The organism is Lichenihabitans psoromatis (assembly GCF_004323635.1).
Classification (GTDB): domain Bacteria; phylum Pseudomonadota; class Alphaproteobacteria; order Rhizobiales; family Beijerinckiaceae; genus Lichenihabitans; species Lichenihabitans psoromatis.
Genome location: NZ_CP036515.1, coordinates 4036739 through 4054047, shown reverse-complemented (window position 1 = coordinate 4054047; position 17309 = coordinate 4036739). Strand labels below are relative to the sequence as shown.

The following is a 17309-nucleotide window of genomic DNA, read 5'->3' as shown; positions in this document are numbered from 1 at the left end:
CAGGAAGGTTCGCCGAGATGCGGGCCGTCTCTATTTGGTTCGAACCATCTGTCCGGCGGCGATCTCTGATCGCTCCGGGGGCAGGCACAATGAACGTGGCTCGGTGGCTGCCGGTAAATCCCGGTCTCTCTCGTGCCGCGTATGATGTGCAACCGGCGGAACCTTTCGTTCCGCCAAGCGGAGAGTACGCTGTGGACAGAGCGGAAAAGAAGGAGTTCGTCACGACGCTCCATGATGTTTTCGACAAAGCATCAGTCGTGGTCGTAGCTCATTATTCCGGCCTGACCGTCGCCCAGATGCAGAATTTGCGCAAGCAGATGCGTGCAGCCGGGGCGTCCGTCCAGGTCGCCAAGAACCGCCTCGCCAAGATTGCTCTCGAAGGCACGGATGTCGCTTCCATCGGACCGCTGATGCGCGGCCCGACCCTGATCGCCTATTCGGCCGATCCGGTAGCGGCCCCGAAGGTAGCTGTGGCTTTTGCCAAGGATTTCGACAAGTTCGTGATCCTCGGTGGCGCCATGGGCCAGACCGCCTTGAACGTCGAATCCGTGAAAGCGCTCGCAACGCTTCCCTCGCTCGACGAATTGCGCGCCAAGCTCGTGGGCCTTCTCCAGGCGCCCGCAACCAAGCTTGCGCAGCTCTCGACCGCTCCGGCTGCCAAGCTGGCGCGCGTCTTCGCGGCCTATGCCGATCGCGATGCAGCCTGACGGCGGCGTCTTGTAAAAATACGGTTCCAACCAAATATCAGGAAGATCACTATGGCAAATCTCGAAAAGATCGTCGACGACCTGTCGGCGCTGACCGTCCTCGAAGCTGCTGAGCTCGCGAAGCTGCTCGAAGAAAAGTGGGGCGTCTCCGCCGCCGCCGCTGTCGCTGTTGCGGCTGGCCCGGCTGCTGCTGCTGCTCCGGTTGAAGAGCAGACCGAGTTCACGGTCATGTTGGCCGCGATCGGTGACAAGAAGATCGAAGTCATTAAGGAAGTTCGCGCCATCACGGGTCTCGGGCTGAAGGAAGCCAAGGACTTGGTCGAAGCTGCTCCGAAGGCCGTCAAGGAAGGCGTGTCGAAGGAAGATGCTGCCAAGCTTAAGGCACAGCTCGAGAAGGCCGGCGCTAAGGTCGAACTCAAGTAAGACCGTTGTCACAACACGCGCGGGTCATCTCGCGCATCATTCCTCACTAACGAATGCAATGGTCTCGGGGATTATCCCCCCGGGACCTTTGGTGCGTTCGGTTCGTCTAAGCCGAGTGTCCCTCGAGCGCCGAACGATCCAACCGAAGATGTCGATGTCGGTCGACAATGCCGAGCCCGGATGTCGGGACGGATGAGGCGAGCCCTGAGGGTGGCACGCCGGTCCGTTCGGGAGAGCCTCGTTGGTTCTCGTGACGCCGTCGGTTCGGATCCGACGCGAGTAAGTGAGCGTGGCCCGCACGGGCGGTCATGCTCAAGCCAGAAGGTACGAGGAGCAACATGGCGCAAACGTACACCGGCCGGAAACGGGTCCGCAAATTCTTCGGTCACATCAAAGAAGTTGCGGAAATGCCGAACCTCATCGAGGTTCAAAAGGCATCCTACGACCAATTCCTGCTGGTCGACGTGCCGGAGGGCGGTCGCCCCGACGAAGGGCTGCAATCGGTGTTCCGATCGGTGTTCCCGATCTCGGACTTTGCCGGAACGTCTCTCCTGGAATTCGTGCGTTACGAGTTCGAGCAGCCGAAGTTTGATGTCGACGAGTGCCGTCAGCGCGGCATGACCTTTGCGGCGCCCCTCAAGGTGACGCTCCGCCTGATCGTGTTCGATGTGGACCAGGATACCGGCGCTAAGTCGGTCAAGGACATCAAAGAGCAGGACGTCTATATGGGCGACATGCCCTTCATGACGTCGAATGGCACGTTCATCGTGAACGGGACCGAGCGCGTGATCGTTTCACAGATGCATCGCTCGCCGGGCGTGTTCTTCGATCACGACAAGGGCAAGAGCCATTCGTCGGGCAAGCTGCTGTTCGCAGCCCGTATCATCCCGTATCGCGGGTCGTGGCTCGATATCGAATTCGACGCCAAGGATATCGTTTACGCGCGTATCGATCGCCGCCGGAAGCTGCCGGCGACCTCGCTCTTCTATGCGCTCGGCATGGACGGCGAAGAGATTCTGTCGACCTTCTACAAGACCATTCAGTACACGCATACGACCGAAGGATGGCGCATGCCGTTCGACGCTGAGCGTATGAAGGGCATGAAGGCCGCCCTTGATATGATCGACGCCGACACGGGCGAGGTCGTGATCGAAGCCGGCAAGAAGCTGACGGTTCGTTCGGCTCGCCTCTTGGCGGAGCGGGGCATCAAGGCTCTGCGGGTGCAGGACGAAGATCTCTACGGCCAGTATATCGCGCAGGATCTCTATAACCCCAGCACTGGCGAGATCTTCGCCGAGGCCGGCGACGAAATTTCCGCAAAGACGCTGCCGCTTCTGCTTGAGGCCGGCTTCGACGAGCTGCCGATCCTCGATATCGATCATATCAATATCGGCCCCTATATTCGCAACACGCTCGCGGTCGACAAGAATTCGTCGCGCGAGGAGGCCTTGTTCGACATCTACCGCGTGATGCGCCCCGGCGAGCCGCCGACGGTCGATAGCGCCCAGGCCATGTTCCACTCGCTGTTCTTCGACAGCGAGCGCTACGACCTTTCGGCGGTCGGTCGCGTCAAGATGAACATGCGGATGGATCTCGATGCGGCCGATACAGTCCGTATCCTTCGCAAGGAAGACATTCTGGCGGTCGCCAAATCTCTGGTCGATCTGCGCGACGGACGTGGCGAAATTGACGACATCGATCATCTCGGCAACCGTCGCGTGCGGTCAGTCGGCGAATTGATGGAAAACCAATATCGCCTCGGTCTGCTCCGCATGGAGCGCGCCATCAAGGAGCGTATGTCGTCGGTCGATATCGACACGGTGATGCCGCAGGATCTGATCAACGCCAAGCCCGCAGCCGCAGCGGTGCGTGAGTTCTTTGGCTCCTCGCAGCTCAGCCAGTTCATGGATCAGACTAACCCGCTCAGCGAGATCACCCACAAGCGTCGTCTCTCGGCGCTTGGACCGGGTGGACTGACGCGCGAGCGCGCCGGCTTCGAAGTCCGCGACGTGCATCCGACCCATTATGGCCGCATCTGCCCGATCGAGACGCCGGAAGGCCCCAACATCGGTCTGATCAACTCGTTGGCGACCTTCGCCCGCGTCAACAAGTATGGCTTCATCGAAGCGCCTTACCGCCGCATTCGCGACGGTCATGTGACCGACGAGGTCGTCTACCTGTCGGCCATGGAGGAGTCCAAGCATTACGTCGCGCAGGCCAATGCCGCGACCAGCAAGGATAAAACCCTCACGGACGAACTCGTGATCTGTCGTCACTCCGGCGATGTGATGCTCGTGCCCCGTGAACGCGTCGACTTTATGGATGTGTCGCCGAAGCAGTTGGTCTCGGTCGCGGCCGCGCTGATCCCGTTCCTCGAGAACGACGATGCGAACCGTGCGCTCATGGGATCCAACATGCAGCGTCAGGCCGTGCCTCTGGTTAAGGCGGATGCACCGCTGGTCGGGACCGGAATGGAAGCCATCGTGGCGCGCGATTCAGGCGCCGCGATCGCTGCCCGACGGACCGGTGTGGTCGATCAGATCGACGCCACCCGTATCGTCATCCGCGCTACCGAAGAGGTCGATGCCGCGAAGCCGGGCGTCGACATCTATCGCTTGATGAAGTTCCAGCGTTCCAATCAGTCGACCTGTATCAATCAGAAACCTCTGGTGCGCGTCGGCGAGATGGTGGCCAAGGGCGACATCATCGCTGACGGTCCCTCGACCGACCTCGGCGATCTCGCGCTCGGGCGGAACGTGCTAGTCGCGTTCATGCCGTGGAATGGCTACAACTTCGAAGATTCGATCCTGCTATCCGAGAAGATCGTCAAGGAGGATGTCTTTACGTCCATCCATCTCGAAGAGTTCGAGGTGATGGCCCGCGATACGAAGTTGGGTCCAGAGGAAATCACGCGTGATATTCCGAACGTCTCGGAAGAAGCGCTGAAGAATCTCGACGAAGCCGGCATCGTTTATATCGGTGCCGAAGTGCAGGCGGGCGATATCCTCTGCGGCAAGATCACGCCGAAAGGCGAAAGCCCGATGACGCCGGAAGAGAAGTTGCTTCGCGCCATCTTCGGCGAGAAGGCTTCCGATGTCCGTGACACCTCGTTGCGGGTTCCTCCGGGTGTACAGGGCACGATCGTCGAAGTTCGCGTGTTCAATCGACACGGTGTCGACAAGGACGAGCGTGCTCAGGCCATCGAGCGCGAAGAGATCGAGCGGCTCGCCAAGGATCGTGACGACGAACTCGCGATCCTCGACCGGAACGTTTATGCGCGTCTTGCGACCGTTCTGTCCGGCAAGGCCGGTATTTCCGGCCCGAAGAGCTTCAAGAAGGACACTGTCCTGTCAAAGGAGCTGATCGCCGAATATCCGCGGTCTCAGTGGTGGAATTTCGCCATTCAGGACGACGCCGTCATGGGCGAGATCGAGGCGATGCGGAAGCAGTATGATGAGGCCAAGAAGGGGCTGGAAAGCCGTTTCCTGGACAAGGTCGAGAAGCTGCAGCGCGGCGATGAGCTGCCTCCCGGCGTGATGAAGATGGTCAAGGTCTTCGTTGCGGTAAAGCGGAAGATCCAGCCCGGCGATAAGATGGCAGGCCGCCACGGCAACAAGGGCGTGGTGTCCAAGATCGTGCCGCAGGAAGATATGCCTTTCCTGGCCGACGGTACGCCGGTCGATATCGTGCTCAATCCGCTCGGCGTGCCGAGCCGCATGAACGTCGGTCAGATTCTCGAGACGCATCTGGGCTGGGCCTGTGCTGGCCTTGGCAAGCAGGTGAGCGAGGCCGTCAATGCTTACATGCGCCATGGCGACATGCAGCCGTTGCGGACCAAGCTGGCCGACATCTACGGCGATAACGAAACGGTCGCGTCGCTGAACGACGAGGAAATGGTCGAGCTCGGCCATAACTTGAAGCGCGGCGTGCCGATCGCGACGCCGGTCTTCGATGGCGCGCACGAGCCGGACATCGTCGAGATGTTGGAGCAGGCGGGCCTGCATTCGTCGGGTCAGTCGACGGTCTACGACGGCCGGACGGGCGACCAATTCGATCGGAAGGTAACGGTCGGCTTCATCTACATGCTGAAGCTGCATCATCTTGTGGACGACAAGATCCACGCCCGATCGATCGGACCCTACAGCCTCGTGACCCAGCAGCCGCTGGGCGGCAAGGCACAGTTCGGCGGACAGCGATTCGGCGAGATGGAGGTTTGGGCGCTCGAGGCGTACGGCGCCGCCTACACGCTGCAGGAAATGCTGACCGTAAAGTCGGATGACGTCGCGGGCCGGACCAAGGTCTACGAGTCGATCGTGCGCGGCGACGATACGTTCGAGTCCGGTATTCCGGAGAGCTTCAACGTGTTGGTCAAGGAGATGCGGTCGCTCGGCCTCAATGTCGAATTGACTCAATCCAAGAAGCCCGACGAGACGATCGCCGAAGCGGCCGAATAACAAGCAAACGAAGCTGGAGGGATCGGCGGATCCCTCCAGCTTTGGCGACGATACATTCATCCGACAGGGCGCGGAGGCAGACGCTGCCAGATCGCCCCAGTCCAGGAGCTGTTTATGAAACAAGAGGTCATGAATCTCTTCAATCCGGTCGTCCAGCCTCAGGCATTCGACCAGATTCAGATCGCAATCGCGAGCCCGGAGAAGATCCTCTCGTGGTCGTTCGGCGAGATCAAGAAGCCCGAAACCATCAATTACCGCACCTTCAAGCCGGAGCGGGACGGTTTGTTCTGCGCGCGCATCTTTGGTCCGATCAAGGACTACGAGTGCCTGTGTGGCAAATACAAGCGGATGAAGTATAAGGGCGTCATCTGCGAGAAGTGCGGCGTCGAGGTCACGCTTTCGCGGGTCCGGCGCGAGCGCATGGGCCACATCTCCCTGGCGGCTCCCGTCGCGCATATCTGGTTCCTGAAGAGCCTGCCGTCGCGGATCGGCCTGCTGCTCGACATGACCTTGAAGGATCTCGAGCGGATCCTGTATTTTGAATCCTACATCGTGATCGAGCCCGGCTTGACCACGCTCAAGGACCGTCAGCTTCTGAGCGAGGATGAATTCATCCGCGCGCAGGACGAATACGGGCAGGACAACTTCACCGCCATGATCGGCGCCGAGGCCATTCGCGAAATTCTGCGCGGAATGGATCTGCCCCGCATCGCCGAGCACCTCAAGGTCGAGATCTCGGAGGCGACTACCGAGCTCAAGCCGAAGAAGCTCGCCAAGCGGCTGAAGATCATCGAAGCCTTCATGCACTCGGGCAACAGCCCCGAATGGATGATCCTGACCGAAATTCCGGTCATTCCGCCGGACTTGCGTCCGCTGGTGCCGCTGGATGGCGGACGCTTCGCGACGTCCGATCTGAACGACCTCTATCGCCGCGTCATCAACCGCAACAATCGTCTTCGCCGGCTCATCGAGCTGCGCGCGCCGGACATCATCATCCGCAACGAGAAGCGTATGCTTCAAGAGGCGGTCGATGCGCTGTTCGACAACGGTCGTCGCGGCCGCGTCATCACCGGTGCCAACAAGCGCCCGCTGAAGTCGCTCGCCGATATGTTGAAGGGTAAGCAGGGCCGGTTCCGTCAGAACCTGCTCGGCAAGCGCGTCGATTATTCCGGTCGGTCCGTGATCGTCGTGGGTCCGGAACTGAAGCTGCACCAGTGCGGCCTGCCGAAGAAGATGGCGCTGGAGCTGTTCAAGCCGTTCATCTATTCGCGTCTCGACGCCAAGGGCCTCTCGACCACGGTCAAGCAGGCCAAGAAGCTGGTCGAAAAGGAGAAGCCCGAGGTTTGGGATATCCTGGATGAGGTCATCCGCGAACACCCGATCATGCTGAACCGTGCGCCGACGCTGCATCGTTTGGGCATCCAGGCGTTCGAGCCCACCTTGATCGAAGGCAAGGCGATCCAGCTGCATCCGCTGGTTTGCGCCGCCTTCAACGCCGATTTCGACGGCGATCAGATGGCCGTTCACGTTCCGCTGTCACTCGAAGCGCAGCTGGAAGCTCGCGTGCTGATGATGTCGACCAACAACATTCTGCATCCGGCCAACGGCATGCCGATCATCGTGCCGAGCCAGGACATCGTGCTCGGTCTCTATTATGTGACGCTGATGCGCGATGGCGATATCGGTCAGGGTATGGTGTTCTCGAGCCAGGCCGAGATCGAACATGCGCTGCAGTCAAAGACCGTGACGCTGCACACCAAGATCCGGGGCCGTGCCTGGACCTATGAGAATGGCGAGCGGGTATCGAAGATCTTCGACACGACGCCGGGCCGGATGATCCTCGGCCAGATTCTGCCGAGCCACCCCAAGATTCCTTACGACGTCGCCAACAAGCTGATGACGAAGAAAGAGATCTCCAACATGATCGACACCGTCTACCGCAACTGCGGTCAGAAGGAGACGGTCATCTTCTGCGATCGCATCATGGCTTTGGGCTTCCGCGAGGCTTTCCGCGCCGGCATTTCGTTCGGCAAGGACGACATGGTCGTGCCGGAAACCAAGCCGAAGATCGTCGAGGACACCCGTACGCTCGCGACGGAATACGAGCAGCAGTATAACGACGGCCTGATCACCCAGGGTGAGAAGTACAACAAGGTCGTCGATGCCTGGGCGAAGTGCACCGACAAGCTCGCGGAAGAAATGATGCTCCGCATTTCCACCGTGCAGAAGGATGATGACGGCCGGGATAAGCCCATCAACTCGATCTACATGATGGCGCATTCGGGAGCGCGTGGTTCGCCTGCTCAGATGAAGCAGTTGGCGGCGATGCGCGGCTTGATGGCCAAGCCATCGGGTGAAATCATCGAGAGCCCGATCATCTCGAACTTCAAGGAAGGTCTGACCGTCCTTGAATATTTCAACTCGACCCATGGCGCCCGCAAGGGTTTGGCCGATACCGCGTTGAAGACTGCGAACTCGGGTTACTTGACGCGTCGCCTCGTCGACGTGGCGCAGGATGCGATTATCTCGACGGTCGATTGCGGCTCGAAGGGTGGCATCAAGATGCGCGCCATCATCGACGCCGGACAGATCGTGGCGTCGCTGGCGATCCGCATCCTCGGCCGGACGTCGGCCGAACCGCTGCTCAACCAGGACGGCAGCGTCATCGTCTCTGAAGGCGAGATGATCCAGGAATGGCATATCGACCGCATCAATGCGGCTGGTATCCAAGAGGTGAAGATCCGATCGGTCTTGACCTGCGAGGCCAAGAACGGAGTTTGCGCGACCTGCTACGGGCGTGACCTTGCACGCGGCACGCCGGTCAATATGGGTGAAGCGGTCGGCGTCATCGCGGCTCAGTCGATCGGCGAGCCTGGGACGCAGCTGACGATGCGGACGTTCCACATCGGCGGCGCAGCCCAGATCGCGGATCAGTCCTTCGTCGAGTCGAATTTCGACGGCACGGTCAAGATCCGCAACCGGGCGCTTGCCCGCAATGCGGATGGCGACCTGATGGTCATGGCGCGGAACGTCGCGATCGTGATCGAAGGACCGGATGGTACGGATCGGGCGACGCATCGCGTTCAATACGGCGCGCGCCTCAAGGTCGACGAGGGCGACAAGGTCAAGCGCGGTCAGCGTCTTGCCGAGTGGGACCCTTACACCCGTCCGATCATGACCGAAATCGACGGCGTCGTGGGCTTCGAGGATCTCAGCGAGGGCATTTCGATGTCCGAGTCGATCGACGAGGCGACCGGCATCGCCAAGCGCGTCGTGATGGACTGGCGTTTGAATCAGCGCTCCGTCAATCTTCGTCCCGCGATCGTCATCAAGGGCAAGGACGGCAAGGTCGTGAAGCTGCCCCGTGGTAGCGAGGCGCGGTACTTCTTGCCGGTCGACTCGATCCTGAGCTTCGATGTTGGCGGCGAAGTCGTGGCGGGCGATATCGTCGCTCGTATCTCGATGGAAGGCGCCAAGACCCGCGACATCACCGGCGGTCTGCCGCGTGTCGCGGAATTGTTCGAGGCTCGTCGGCCGAAGGATCACGCCATCATCGCGGAGATGTCCGGCACGATCCAGTTCGGTCGCGATTACAAGAACAAGCAGCGTCTCTCGATCGTTCCGCACGATGAAGGTGGCGAGCCCGTCGAGTATCTGATCCCGAAGGGCAAGCACATTCATCTGCAGGACGGCGACGTCGTGGAGAAGGGTGACTACATCGTCGATGGCAACCCGGCACCGCACGATATTCTTGCGATTAAGGGCGTCGAGGAACTCGCGGCCTATTTGGTCAACGAGATCCAGGAAGTGTATCGCCTGCAGGGCGTGAGCATCAACGACAAGCACATCGAGGTCATCGTTCGCCAGATGCTGCAGAAGGTCGACATCACCGATCCAGGCGATACCGACTTCCTCAACGGCGAGCAGGTCGATCAGGTCGAGCTCGAAGAGGCCAATAACAAGGTGCTCGAGAACAACGGCAAGATCGCGGTCGGGACTCCGGTGCTGCTCGGAATCACCAAGGCGAGCTTGCAGACGCGTTCCTTCATCTCTGCGGCGTCTTTCCAGGAGACCACGCGCGTCCTCACGGAGGCTGCGGTCAACGGTAAGATCGATACACTGGAGGGCTTGAAGGAGAACGTCATCGTTGGACGTCTTATTCCAGCCGGAACCGGAGCGGCAATGTCCAAGCTTCGTCGCGTCGCTGCGGCCCGGGATCGACTGATCCTCGAGCAGCAGGCGGGTGCGTCGCAAGCCGCGGTGCCGCTCCAACTTCCTCCAGCGGCCGAGTAATCGGCTGTCGCGAGACACAACGATGAAGGGCGCCTCGGCGCCCTTTTTCATGCACTTGTGTCATCACGGTCGTGCACGGTCGTACCTCTTCCGCGCCAGCTCGACGATCCGATTTATGGAACCAGTCCCGCCTCAGGTTGTTAAGATTCGCGTAACGTCTCGAACCGATTGAAATGCCCGTGTTGCCCGATCCCGTCTCTCAAACACCAATTACGCCGCACGCAGGGGCAGGGGCATTGCTTCGCGATATGCCGGCTCATGTTCTTGGCCCGCTCTTGGCCGGCCAGCGAGCGCGCCTGTTTGCTGATGCGTGTGAGATGGAGAGATTGCCGGTTTGGCTGATTGGCACGAGCGGGCGCGTACTTCATGCGACCACGGCCGCTGATGCGCTCTCACATCAGAACGACGGGGGAGCTGGGTCAAGCGAAGTTTCGCAGGGCATCGTCCGCAGAGTTTTGGAGATAGCACTTACGTCCAATGTCGCGCCATCCACGGAAGATACGCATGGCGAACTCCCGTTCCACATCCTCGTTCTGAACTGCCCGGATCAGTCGCCCTATCAACTGGTTGAACGAATCGCGGTCGCGTCAAATAAGTCGGACCGACAAAATGCGGTGTGTACGATGCTGCTGCTGGACATGTTCGGATCGCAAGATCCGACAAATTGATAGGACCTACCGAAATAGCGGCCGCTAACCGGTACTAAGGGCTCAAGTCGGCCGTTTTCTCTTAATCGGATGGTCAAGTCGTGATGGTCGACGAGTTGGGAAATGCGGAAAAGCCTTCCGAACCTTTCCTAACGACGCATTCACATCTCTGTCGTTTTATCCTTGACGACACCCACTCCGCTCCGTAAAAGAACACAACTTTCGACAGGCAGTAGGCCAATTCGTTCGGAGCGACTCGCCCTGAACCCAGATTGCCTAAACGCTGTTGGCCTCTCCGGGCGACTTGATGTAGTCATAGCTGGCCTCGGCCAGATAAACGCAAGACCGCGAAGCTTTGCTCCGTGGTCCTCTGCATTTGACGCTTGAAGCCGTAATGGCTGAAAGCGCTATTCGTTTTGGGTTTAGAAGCCCGTGTTTTGATTTGGCCAATCGAAATGCTTGTTTGGTTTGGCCACGATTTTTGCGTGAAGGCGGGAAATGCCGACGATCAGCCAGTTGATCCGCAAACCGCGGGTTGTTGCAAAGGCGCGTAACAAGGTGCCTGCATTGCAGCAAAGCCCGCAGAAGCGCGGAGTTTGCACGCGTGTTTATACGACGACCCCGAAGAAGCCGAACTCGGCGCTTCGTAAGGTGGCCAAGGTTCGTTTGACCAACGGTTTCGAGGTCATCGGTTATATCCCTGGCGAGGGTCATAACCTTCAAGAGCATTCCGTGGTGATGATCCGCGGCGGCCGTGTGAAGGATCTCCCGGGCGTTCGTTACCATATTCTCCGCGGTGTGCTGGATACCCAGGGCGTCAAGAATCGTAAGCAGCGCCGTTCGAAATACGGCGCGAAGCGTCCGAAGTAACTGGTTTCAAGGAGCGGTCGTTATGTCGCGAAGGCACAGCGCAGAGAAGCGTGAGATCATTCCGGACGCAAAGTTCGGTGACGTTGTTCTCACTAAATTCATGAATTCGATCATGTATGACGGCAAGAAGTCTGCCGCAGAAGCGATCGTCTACGGTGCATTCGATTTGATCGAGGGCAAGACGCGCCAGGAGCCGCTCCCGGTGTTTCGTGCGGCTCTCGAAAATGTCGCCCCGGCCATCGAGGTTCGGTCGCGTCGCGTCGGTGGTGCCACCTATCAGGTTCCGGTCGAAGTTCGTCCCGAGCGCCGCCAAGCTTTGGCGATCCGTTGGATCATCACCGCAGCCCGTGCTCGGAACGACAAGACCATGGTCGATCGTTTGTCGGCCGAATTGCTCGATGCTTCGAACAACCGCGGCAACGCGGTCAAGAAGCGGGAAGACACGCACCGTATGGCGGAGGCCAATCGGGCCTTCTCGCATTACCGCTGGTAATTCCGCTTTCATTCGAGATTTCTCGAGGATTATTCCATGGCCCGCAGCCACGCGATCGAAGATTACCGTAATTTCGGCATCATGGCTCACATTGATGCCGGTAAGACGACGACGACTGAGCGGATTCTCTACTATTCCGGCAAGTCACATAAGATCGGCGAAGTCCACGACGGCGCCGCGACCATGGACTGGATGGAGCAGGAGCAGGAACGCGGCATCACGATCACGTCTGCTGCGACGACGACGTTTTGGCAGGATAAGCGCCTCAACATCATTGATACGCCCGGCCATGTCGATTTCACCATTGAGGTGGAGCGTTCGCTTCGTGTGCTCGATGGTGCGGTCTGCGTGCTCGACGGCAACCAGGGCGTCGAGCCCCAGACCGAGACGGTCTGGCGCCAGGCTGACAAATACAACGTCCCGCGGATCGTGTTCGTCAACAAGATGGATAAGATCGGGGCCGATTTCTACAAGTGCGTCGATGACATCAAGGTGCGTGTCGCGGGCCGTCCGGTTTGCGTTCAGTTGCCGATCGGTTCCGAAGCCGACTTCCTCGGGATCATTGATCTCGTGCGTATGAAGGCCGTGGTTTGGGAGAATGAAGCTCTCGGTGCCAACTATCATGACGAAGAGATCCCGGCCGAGCTGCTGGATCGTGCCAAGGAATACCGCCTGGCTCTGATCGAGGCAGCGGTCGAGCTCGACGACGATGCAATGGCGGCTTACCTCGACGGCAACGAGCCGGACGAGGCGACGCTGAAGGCTCTGATCCGCAAGGCAGTTCGGACCGTCACCTTCGTTCCGGTTCTTTGCGGAACGGCCTTCAAGAACAAGGGCGTTCAGCCGCTTCTCGATGCAGTCGTCGACTTTCTCCCGTCGCCGATCGATCGTGATGCGATCAAGGGGATCGATGTCAACACGGAAGAAGAGATCACTCGTCTTCCGAAGGACAGCGAGCCTTTCTCGATGCTGGCCTTCAAGATCATGGACGACCCTTTTGTCGGGACGATCACGTTTTGCCGCGTTTACTCGGGCCACGTTGAATCTGGCACGACCGTGCTGAACTCGACGAAGGAGAAGAAAGAGCGCGTTGGGCGGATGCTTCTTATGCATGCGAACAACCGCGAGGACATTAAGGAAGCCTACACGGGAGACATCGTCGCTCTAGCGGGTCTCAAGGATACTCGCACGGGGGATACCCTTTGCGATCTAATGAAGCCCGTTATTCTGGAACGCATGGAATTCCCCGAGCCGGTCATCGAGATCGCGATCGAGCCGAAGTCCAAGGCCGACCAGGAGAAGCTGGGCGTCGCTCTTGCGAAACTCGCCGCAGAGGATCCGTCCTTCCGCGTGTCGACCGATCAGGAGTCGGGCCAGACCATTCTTCGCGGAATGGGCGAGCTTCATCTCGACATCAAGGTCGATATCCTGCGCCGCACCTATAAGGTCGACGCGAATATCGGCGCGCCGCAAGTTGCTTATCGTGAAAAGCTCACCAAGCGGGTCGAGCAGGATTACACGCATAAGAAGCAGACCGGCGGCACGGGCCAGTTCGCCCGCGTCAAGATTATCTTTGAGCCGAACGAGGCCGGTGGCGGCAATGTGTTCGAGTCAAAGATTGTCGGCGGTGCAGTTCCGAAGGAATTCGTGCCTGGCGTCGAGAAGGGTATCAACAGCGTCATGGGCGCCGGCATCCTCGCCGGCTTCCCGGTGGTGGATGTCAAGGCGACCTTGATTGACGGCGCCTTCCATGACGTCGACTCCTCGGTCCTGGCGTTCGAAATTGCGTCTCGTGCAGCTTTCCGTGAGGCGCTTCAGAAGGGCGGTTCGGTTTTGCTGGAGCCGATCATGAAGGTCGAGGTGGTGACACCCGAGGATTACACAGGTTCGGTCATCGGCGATTTGAATTCGCGCCGCGGGCAGATTCAGGGTCAGGACATGCGCGGTAATGCGAACGTCATCAATGCGATGGTGCCGCTTGCCAACATGTTCGGTTATGTCAACCAGCTTCGGTCGTTCAGCCAAGGCCGTGCGACATTCACGATGCAATTCGATCACTATGAACAGGTCCCGGCGGGTGAAGCCGCCAAGGTTCAAGCCAAATACGCTTGATCGGGCCGTATATCTGAGCCTGTCACAGGGGTTTGAAGGAGCTTAGCATGGCTAAGGAAAAGTTTTCGCGCAACAAGCCGCATTGCAACATCGGCACCATCGGTCACGTCGATCATGGCAAGACATCGCTGACGGCAGCTATCACGAAGGTGTTGGCTGAATCCGGCGGTGCAACGTTCACGGCCTATGATCAGATCGATAAGGCTCCGGAAGAGAAGGCTCGTGGCATCACGATCTCGACCGCGCATGTCGAATACGAGACCAAGAACCGGCATTACGCTCACGTCGACTGCCCCGGCCACGCCGATTATGTGAAGAACATGATCACTGGCGCCGCGCAGATGGATGGCGCGATCCTGGTCGTGTCGGCCGCCGATGGTCCGATGCCTCAGACCCGCGAGCACATTTTGTTGGCTCGTCAGGTTGGCGTGCCGGCTCTGGTGGTGTTCCTGAACAAGGTCGACATGGTCGACGACGAAGAGCTCCTCGAGCTCGTCGAGCTCGAAGTTCGCGAGCTGCTATCGAAGTATGACTTCCCCGGCGACGACATTCCGATCACCAAGGGTTCGGCGCTTTGCGCCCTTGAAAACAAGCAGCCCGAGATTGGCCATGATGCCGTTCTCAAGCTGATGGAAACGGTTGATGCCTACATCCCGCAGCCGGATCGGCCGATCGATCTTCCCTTCCTGATGCCGGTCGAAGACGTGTTCTCGATCTCTGGCCGCGGCACTGTCGTGACAGGTCGCATTGAGCGCGGCATCGTCAAGGTCGGCGAGGAAATCGAGATCGTCGGTCTCAAGGCGACCGTCAAGACCACGGTTACAGGCGTCGAGATGTTCCGCAAGCTGCTCGACCAGGGCATGGCCGGTGATAACGTCGGTTGCCTGCTCCGCGGCACAAAGCGCGAAGATGTCGAGCGTGGCCAGATTCTCTGCAAGCCCGGCTCGGTGAAGCCGCATACGAAGTTCATGGCTGAGGCCTACATCCTCACCAAGGACGAGGGTGGCCGTCATACGCCGTTCTTCACGAACTACCGTCCGCAGTTTTACTTCCGCACCACGGATGTGACCGGGATCGTGACGCTGCCGGAAGGCACCGAGATGGTGATGCCCGGCGATAACGTGACGATGTCAGTGGCGCTCATCGTGCCGATCGCCATGGAGGAGAAGCTCCGCTTCGCTATCCGTGAAGGTGGCCGCACCGTCGGCGCCGGCGTTGTCGCTTCGATCATCGAATAAGAGGCCGATTGGGGGAGCGGGACATAAGCTCCCGCTCCGCTCGATCAAAGGATGAACCCATGAACGGTCAAAACATCCGCATTCGCCTCAAAGCATTCGATCATCGGGTGCTTGATGCTTCGACGAAGGAAATCGTTTCCACGGCGCGCCGTACTGGCGCTCAGGTTCGTGGTCCGATTCCGCTTCCGACGCGGATTGAAAAATTTACGGTGAACCGCTCGCCTCACGTCGATAAGAAGTCGCGCGAGCAGTTCGAAATTCGTACCCATAAGCGCGTTCTCGACATCGTCGATCCCACACCGCAGACGGTTGATGCTTTGATGAAGCTCGATCTAGCCGCCGGTGTCGACGTCGAAATCAAGCTTTGATTTGTGAACCGGTCGGCACTTTCTATCAAAGTGTCTTGAAGGATTTCTGACATGCGGTCAGGTGTTATAGCCCAGAAGGTCGGGATGACCCGAGTCTTCACCGGAACCGGCGAACATGTGCCGGTCACCGTGCTGAAGATCGACGGTTGCCAGGTCGTCGCCCATCGGACGGAAGAAGCCAATGGCTATACCGCGCTGCAGCTGGGTATTGGTCGGGCAAAGGTAAAGAACGTGCCGAAGGCCGAACGCCAGCGTTTTGCCATCGCCAATGTCGAGCCCAAGATGAAGCTCGCTGAGTTTCGGGTGTCGGCCGATCAGGTCATTCCTGTCGGTGCAGAGATCACGGCGGATCACTTCGTCGAGGGTCAGTTCGTCGACGTGACGGGCACCAGCATGGGTAAAGGCTTTGCCGGCCCTATGAAGCGCTGGAACTTCGGTGGTCTTCGCGCCACCCATGGTGTGTCGGTGTCGCATCGGTCGCACGGTTCGACCGGCGGTCGTCAGGACCCCGGTAAGACGTTCAAGAACAAGAAGATGGCGGGGCACATGGGTGCTGACCGTATCACCACGCTGAACCTCAAGGTCGTGAAGACCGATGTGGAGCGCGGCTTGATCTTGGTCGAAGGTGCCGTTCCGGGTGTTGCCGGCGGGTATATTTTTGTTCGTGACGCGGTCAAGAAGGCTGCTCCCAAGGACGTGCCGCTTCCCGGCAAGTTCCGGGCGCCGGTTGCTGCCGGTCAGTCGCCCAGCGAACAAGTTTCGGAGGGTTGAGCGGTGAAAATTGATGTGACGTCGCTCGACGGTCAATCGACGGGTTCAATCGAGCTTTCAGACGCGATTTACGGCCTCGAGCCGCGCCAAGATCTGATTGCTCGGATGATCCGCTATCAGTTGGCGGCACGCCAGGTTGGCTCGCACGCGACGCAAGGTCGCGCCGACGTCTGGCGCACCGGCAAGAAAATGTACAAGCAGAAGGGCACTGGTTCGGCTCGTCACGGGTCGGCTCGCGTGCCGCAGTTTCGAGGCGGCGGTCGCGCCATGGGTCCGGTCGTCCGGTCTCATGCACATGATCTTCCCAAGAAGGTCCGTGCGCTGGCGTTGCGCCATGCTTTGTCGGCCAAGGCTGCCAGCGGCGAGATCATCATCTGGGATCGCGCCGAAGTCAGCGAAACCAAGACCAAGTTGCTGCGCGAGCAGTTCGAGGCTCTCGGTTTGACCAACGCGCTGGTAATTGATGGCGCCGAGCCGCATGAAGGCTTTCGCCTCGCGGCCCGGAACATTCCGCAAATCGATGTGCTGCCCGTGCAGGGCATCAATGTCTACGATATTTTGCGCCGCAAGAAGCTGGTCCTCACAAAGGCCGCGGTCGACGCGCTAGAGGCACGCTTCAAATGAGTCAGGACCCGCGCCACTACGACGTCATTGTCGCTCCCGTGATCACGGAAAAGGCGACTATGGCTTCTGACGAGAACAAGGTTGTGTTTCGCGTTCGCAAGGACGCGACCAAGCCGCAGATCAAGGCCGCTGTCGAACAGTTGTTCGACGTCAAGGTCGAAAGCGTCAACACGCTGATCCGTAAGGGTAAGCGCAAGGTGTTTCGCGGATTCCGCGGCACCCAGTCGGACGTGAAGAAGGCCGTCGTGACCCTCGCCGAGGGACACAAGATCGATGTCACCACCGGTCTTTGAGCAGGTTGAGGGAATA

General features: G+C 59.3%; 13 protein-coding genes. All 13 read left to right on the top strand.

The window, feature by feature from the left end:
• The first annotated feature begins 191 nt into the window (after nt 1–191).
• Nucleotides 192–707, top strand: coding sequence for a 50S ribosomal protein L10 (gene rplJ, locus EY713_RS18945; protein ID WP_131118079.1), 516 nt, complete (start codon nt 192–194; stop codon nt 705–707).
• Nucleotides 708–758: 51 nt separating this feature from the next.
• Complete coding sequence (rplL, locus tag EY713_RS18940; protein WP_131118077.1) at nt 759–1130, top strand: 50S ribosomal protein L7/L12; 372 nt, start codon at nt 759–761, stop codon at nt 1128–1130.
• 338 nt (nt 1131–1468) lie between these two features.
• Nucleotides 1469–5584 (top strand): DNA-directed RNA polymerase subunit beta, encoded by a 4116-nt coding sequence (gene rpoB, locus EY713_RS18935; RefSeq protein WP_131118074.1) that lies wholly within the window; start codon nt 1469–1471, stop codon nt 5582–5584.
• Between the two features lie 114 nt (nt 5585–5698).
• Nucleotides 5699–9877, top strand: a complete 4179-nt coding sequence (rpoC, locus tag EY713_RS18930; protein WP_131118071.1) for a DNA-directed RNA polymerase subunit beta' — start codon at nt 5699–5701, stop codon at nt 9875–9877.
• Nucleotides 9878–10050: 173 nt separating this feature from the next.
• Nucleotides 10051–10545 (top strand): hypothetical protein, encoded by a 495-nt coding sequence (locus tag EY713_RS18925; protein WP_131118068.1) that lies wholly within the window; start codon nt 10051–10053, stop codon nt 10543–10545.
• Nucleotides 10546–11022: 477 nt separating this feature from the next.
• Nucleotides 11023–11394, top strand: coding sequence for a 30S ribosomal protein S12 (gene rpsL, locus EY713_RS18920; protein WP_131118065.1), 372 nt, complete (start codon nt 11023–11025; stop codon nt 11392–11394).
• Between the two features lie 22 nt (nt 11395–11416).
• On the top strand, nt 11417–11887 hold the full coding sequence (gene rpsG, locus EY713_RS18915; RefSeq protein WP_131118062.1) for a 30S ribosomal protein S7: 471 nt from the start codon (nt 11417–11419) through the stop codon (nt 11885–11887).
• A 36-nt stretch (nt 11888–11923) separates the two neighbouring features.
• Nucleotides 11924–13999: an elongation factor G gene (gene fusA / locus EY713_RS18910; RefSeq protein ID WP_131118059.1), complete on the top strand. Its 2076-nt coding sequence runs from the start codon at nt 11924–11926 to the stop codon at nt 13997–13999.
• Nucleotides 14000–14046: 47 nt separating this feature from the next.
• Nucleotides 14047–15237, top strand: a complete 1191-nt coding sequence (tuf, locus tag EY713_RS18905) for an elongation factor Tu (protein WP_131118056.1) — start codon at nt 14047–14049, stop codon at nt 15235–15237.
• A gap of 59 nt (nt 15238–15296) precedes the next feature.
• Nucleotides 15297–15605, top strand: coding sequence for a 30S ribosomal protein S10 (gene rpsJ, locus EY713_RS18900; protein ID WP_131118053.1), 309 nt, complete (start codon nt 15297–15299; stop codon nt 15603–15605).
• A gap of 51 nt (nt 15606–15656) precedes the next feature.
• Complete coding sequence (gene rplC / locus EY713_RS18895; protein WP_131118050.1) at nt 15657–16376, top strand: 50S ribosomal protein L3; 720 nt, start codon at nt 15657–15659, stop codon at nt 16374–16376.
• Between the two features lie 3 nt (nt 16377–16379).
• Entirely contained in the window at nt 16380–17000 is a 621-nt protein-coding gene (gene rplD, locus EY713_RS18890; RefSeq protein WP_131118047.1) for a 50S ribosomal protein L4, read from the top strand.
• Complete coding sequence (locus EY713_RS18885) at nt 16997–17293, top strand: 50S ribosomal protein L23 (protein WP_131118044.1); 297 nt, start codon at nt 16997–16999, stop codon at nt 17291–17293. The genes rplD and EY713_RS18885 overlap by 4 nt, the downstream gene beginning before the upstream one ends.
• The last annotated feature ends 16 nt before the right edge of the window (nt 17294–17309 follow it).

Bases quoted from the DNA above. Each gene is read 5' to 3' on its own strand.
- rplL (WP_131118077.1), top strand. From the start codon at position 759: ATGGCAAATCTCGAAAAGATCGTCGACGACCTGTCGGCGCTGACCGTC.
- rpoB (WP_131118074.1), top strand. From the start codon at position 1,469: ATGGCGCAAACGTACACCGGCCGGAAACGGGTCCGCAAATTCTTCGGT.
- rpoC (WP_131118071.1), top strand. From the start codon at position 5,699: ATGAAACAAGAGGTCATGAATCTCTTCAATCCGGTCGTCCAGCCTCAG.
- EY713_RS18925 (WP_131118068.1), top strand. From the start codon at position 10,051: ATGCCCGTGTTGCCCGATCCCGTCTCTCAAACACCAATTACGCCGCAC.
- rpsL (WP_131118065.1), top strand. From the start codon at position 11,023: ATGCCGACGATCAGCCAGTTGATCCGCAAACCGCGGGTTGTTGCAAAG.
- rpsG (WP_131118062.1), top strand. From the start codon at position 11,417: ATGTCGCGAAGGCACAGCGCAGAGAAGCGTGAGATCATTCCGGACGCA.
- fusA (WP_131118059.1), top strand. From the start codon at position 11,924: ATGGCCCGCAGCCACGCGATCGAAGATTACCGTAATTTCGGCATCATG.
- tuf (WP_131118056.1), top strand. From the start codon at position 14,047: ATGGCTAAGGAAAAGTTTTCGCGCAACAAGCCGCATTGCAACATCGGC.
- rpsJ (WP_131118053.1), top strand. From the start codon at position 15,297: ATGAACGGTCAAAACATCCGCATTCGCCTCAAAGCATTCGATCATCGG.
- rplC (WP_131118050.1), top strand. From the start codon at position 15,657: ATGCGGTCAGGTGTTATAGCCCAGAAGGTCGGGATGACCCGAGTCTTC.
- EY713_RS18885 (WP_131118044.1), top strand. From the start codon at position 16,997: ATGAGTCAGGACCCGCGCCACTACGACGTCATTGTCGCTCCCGTGATC.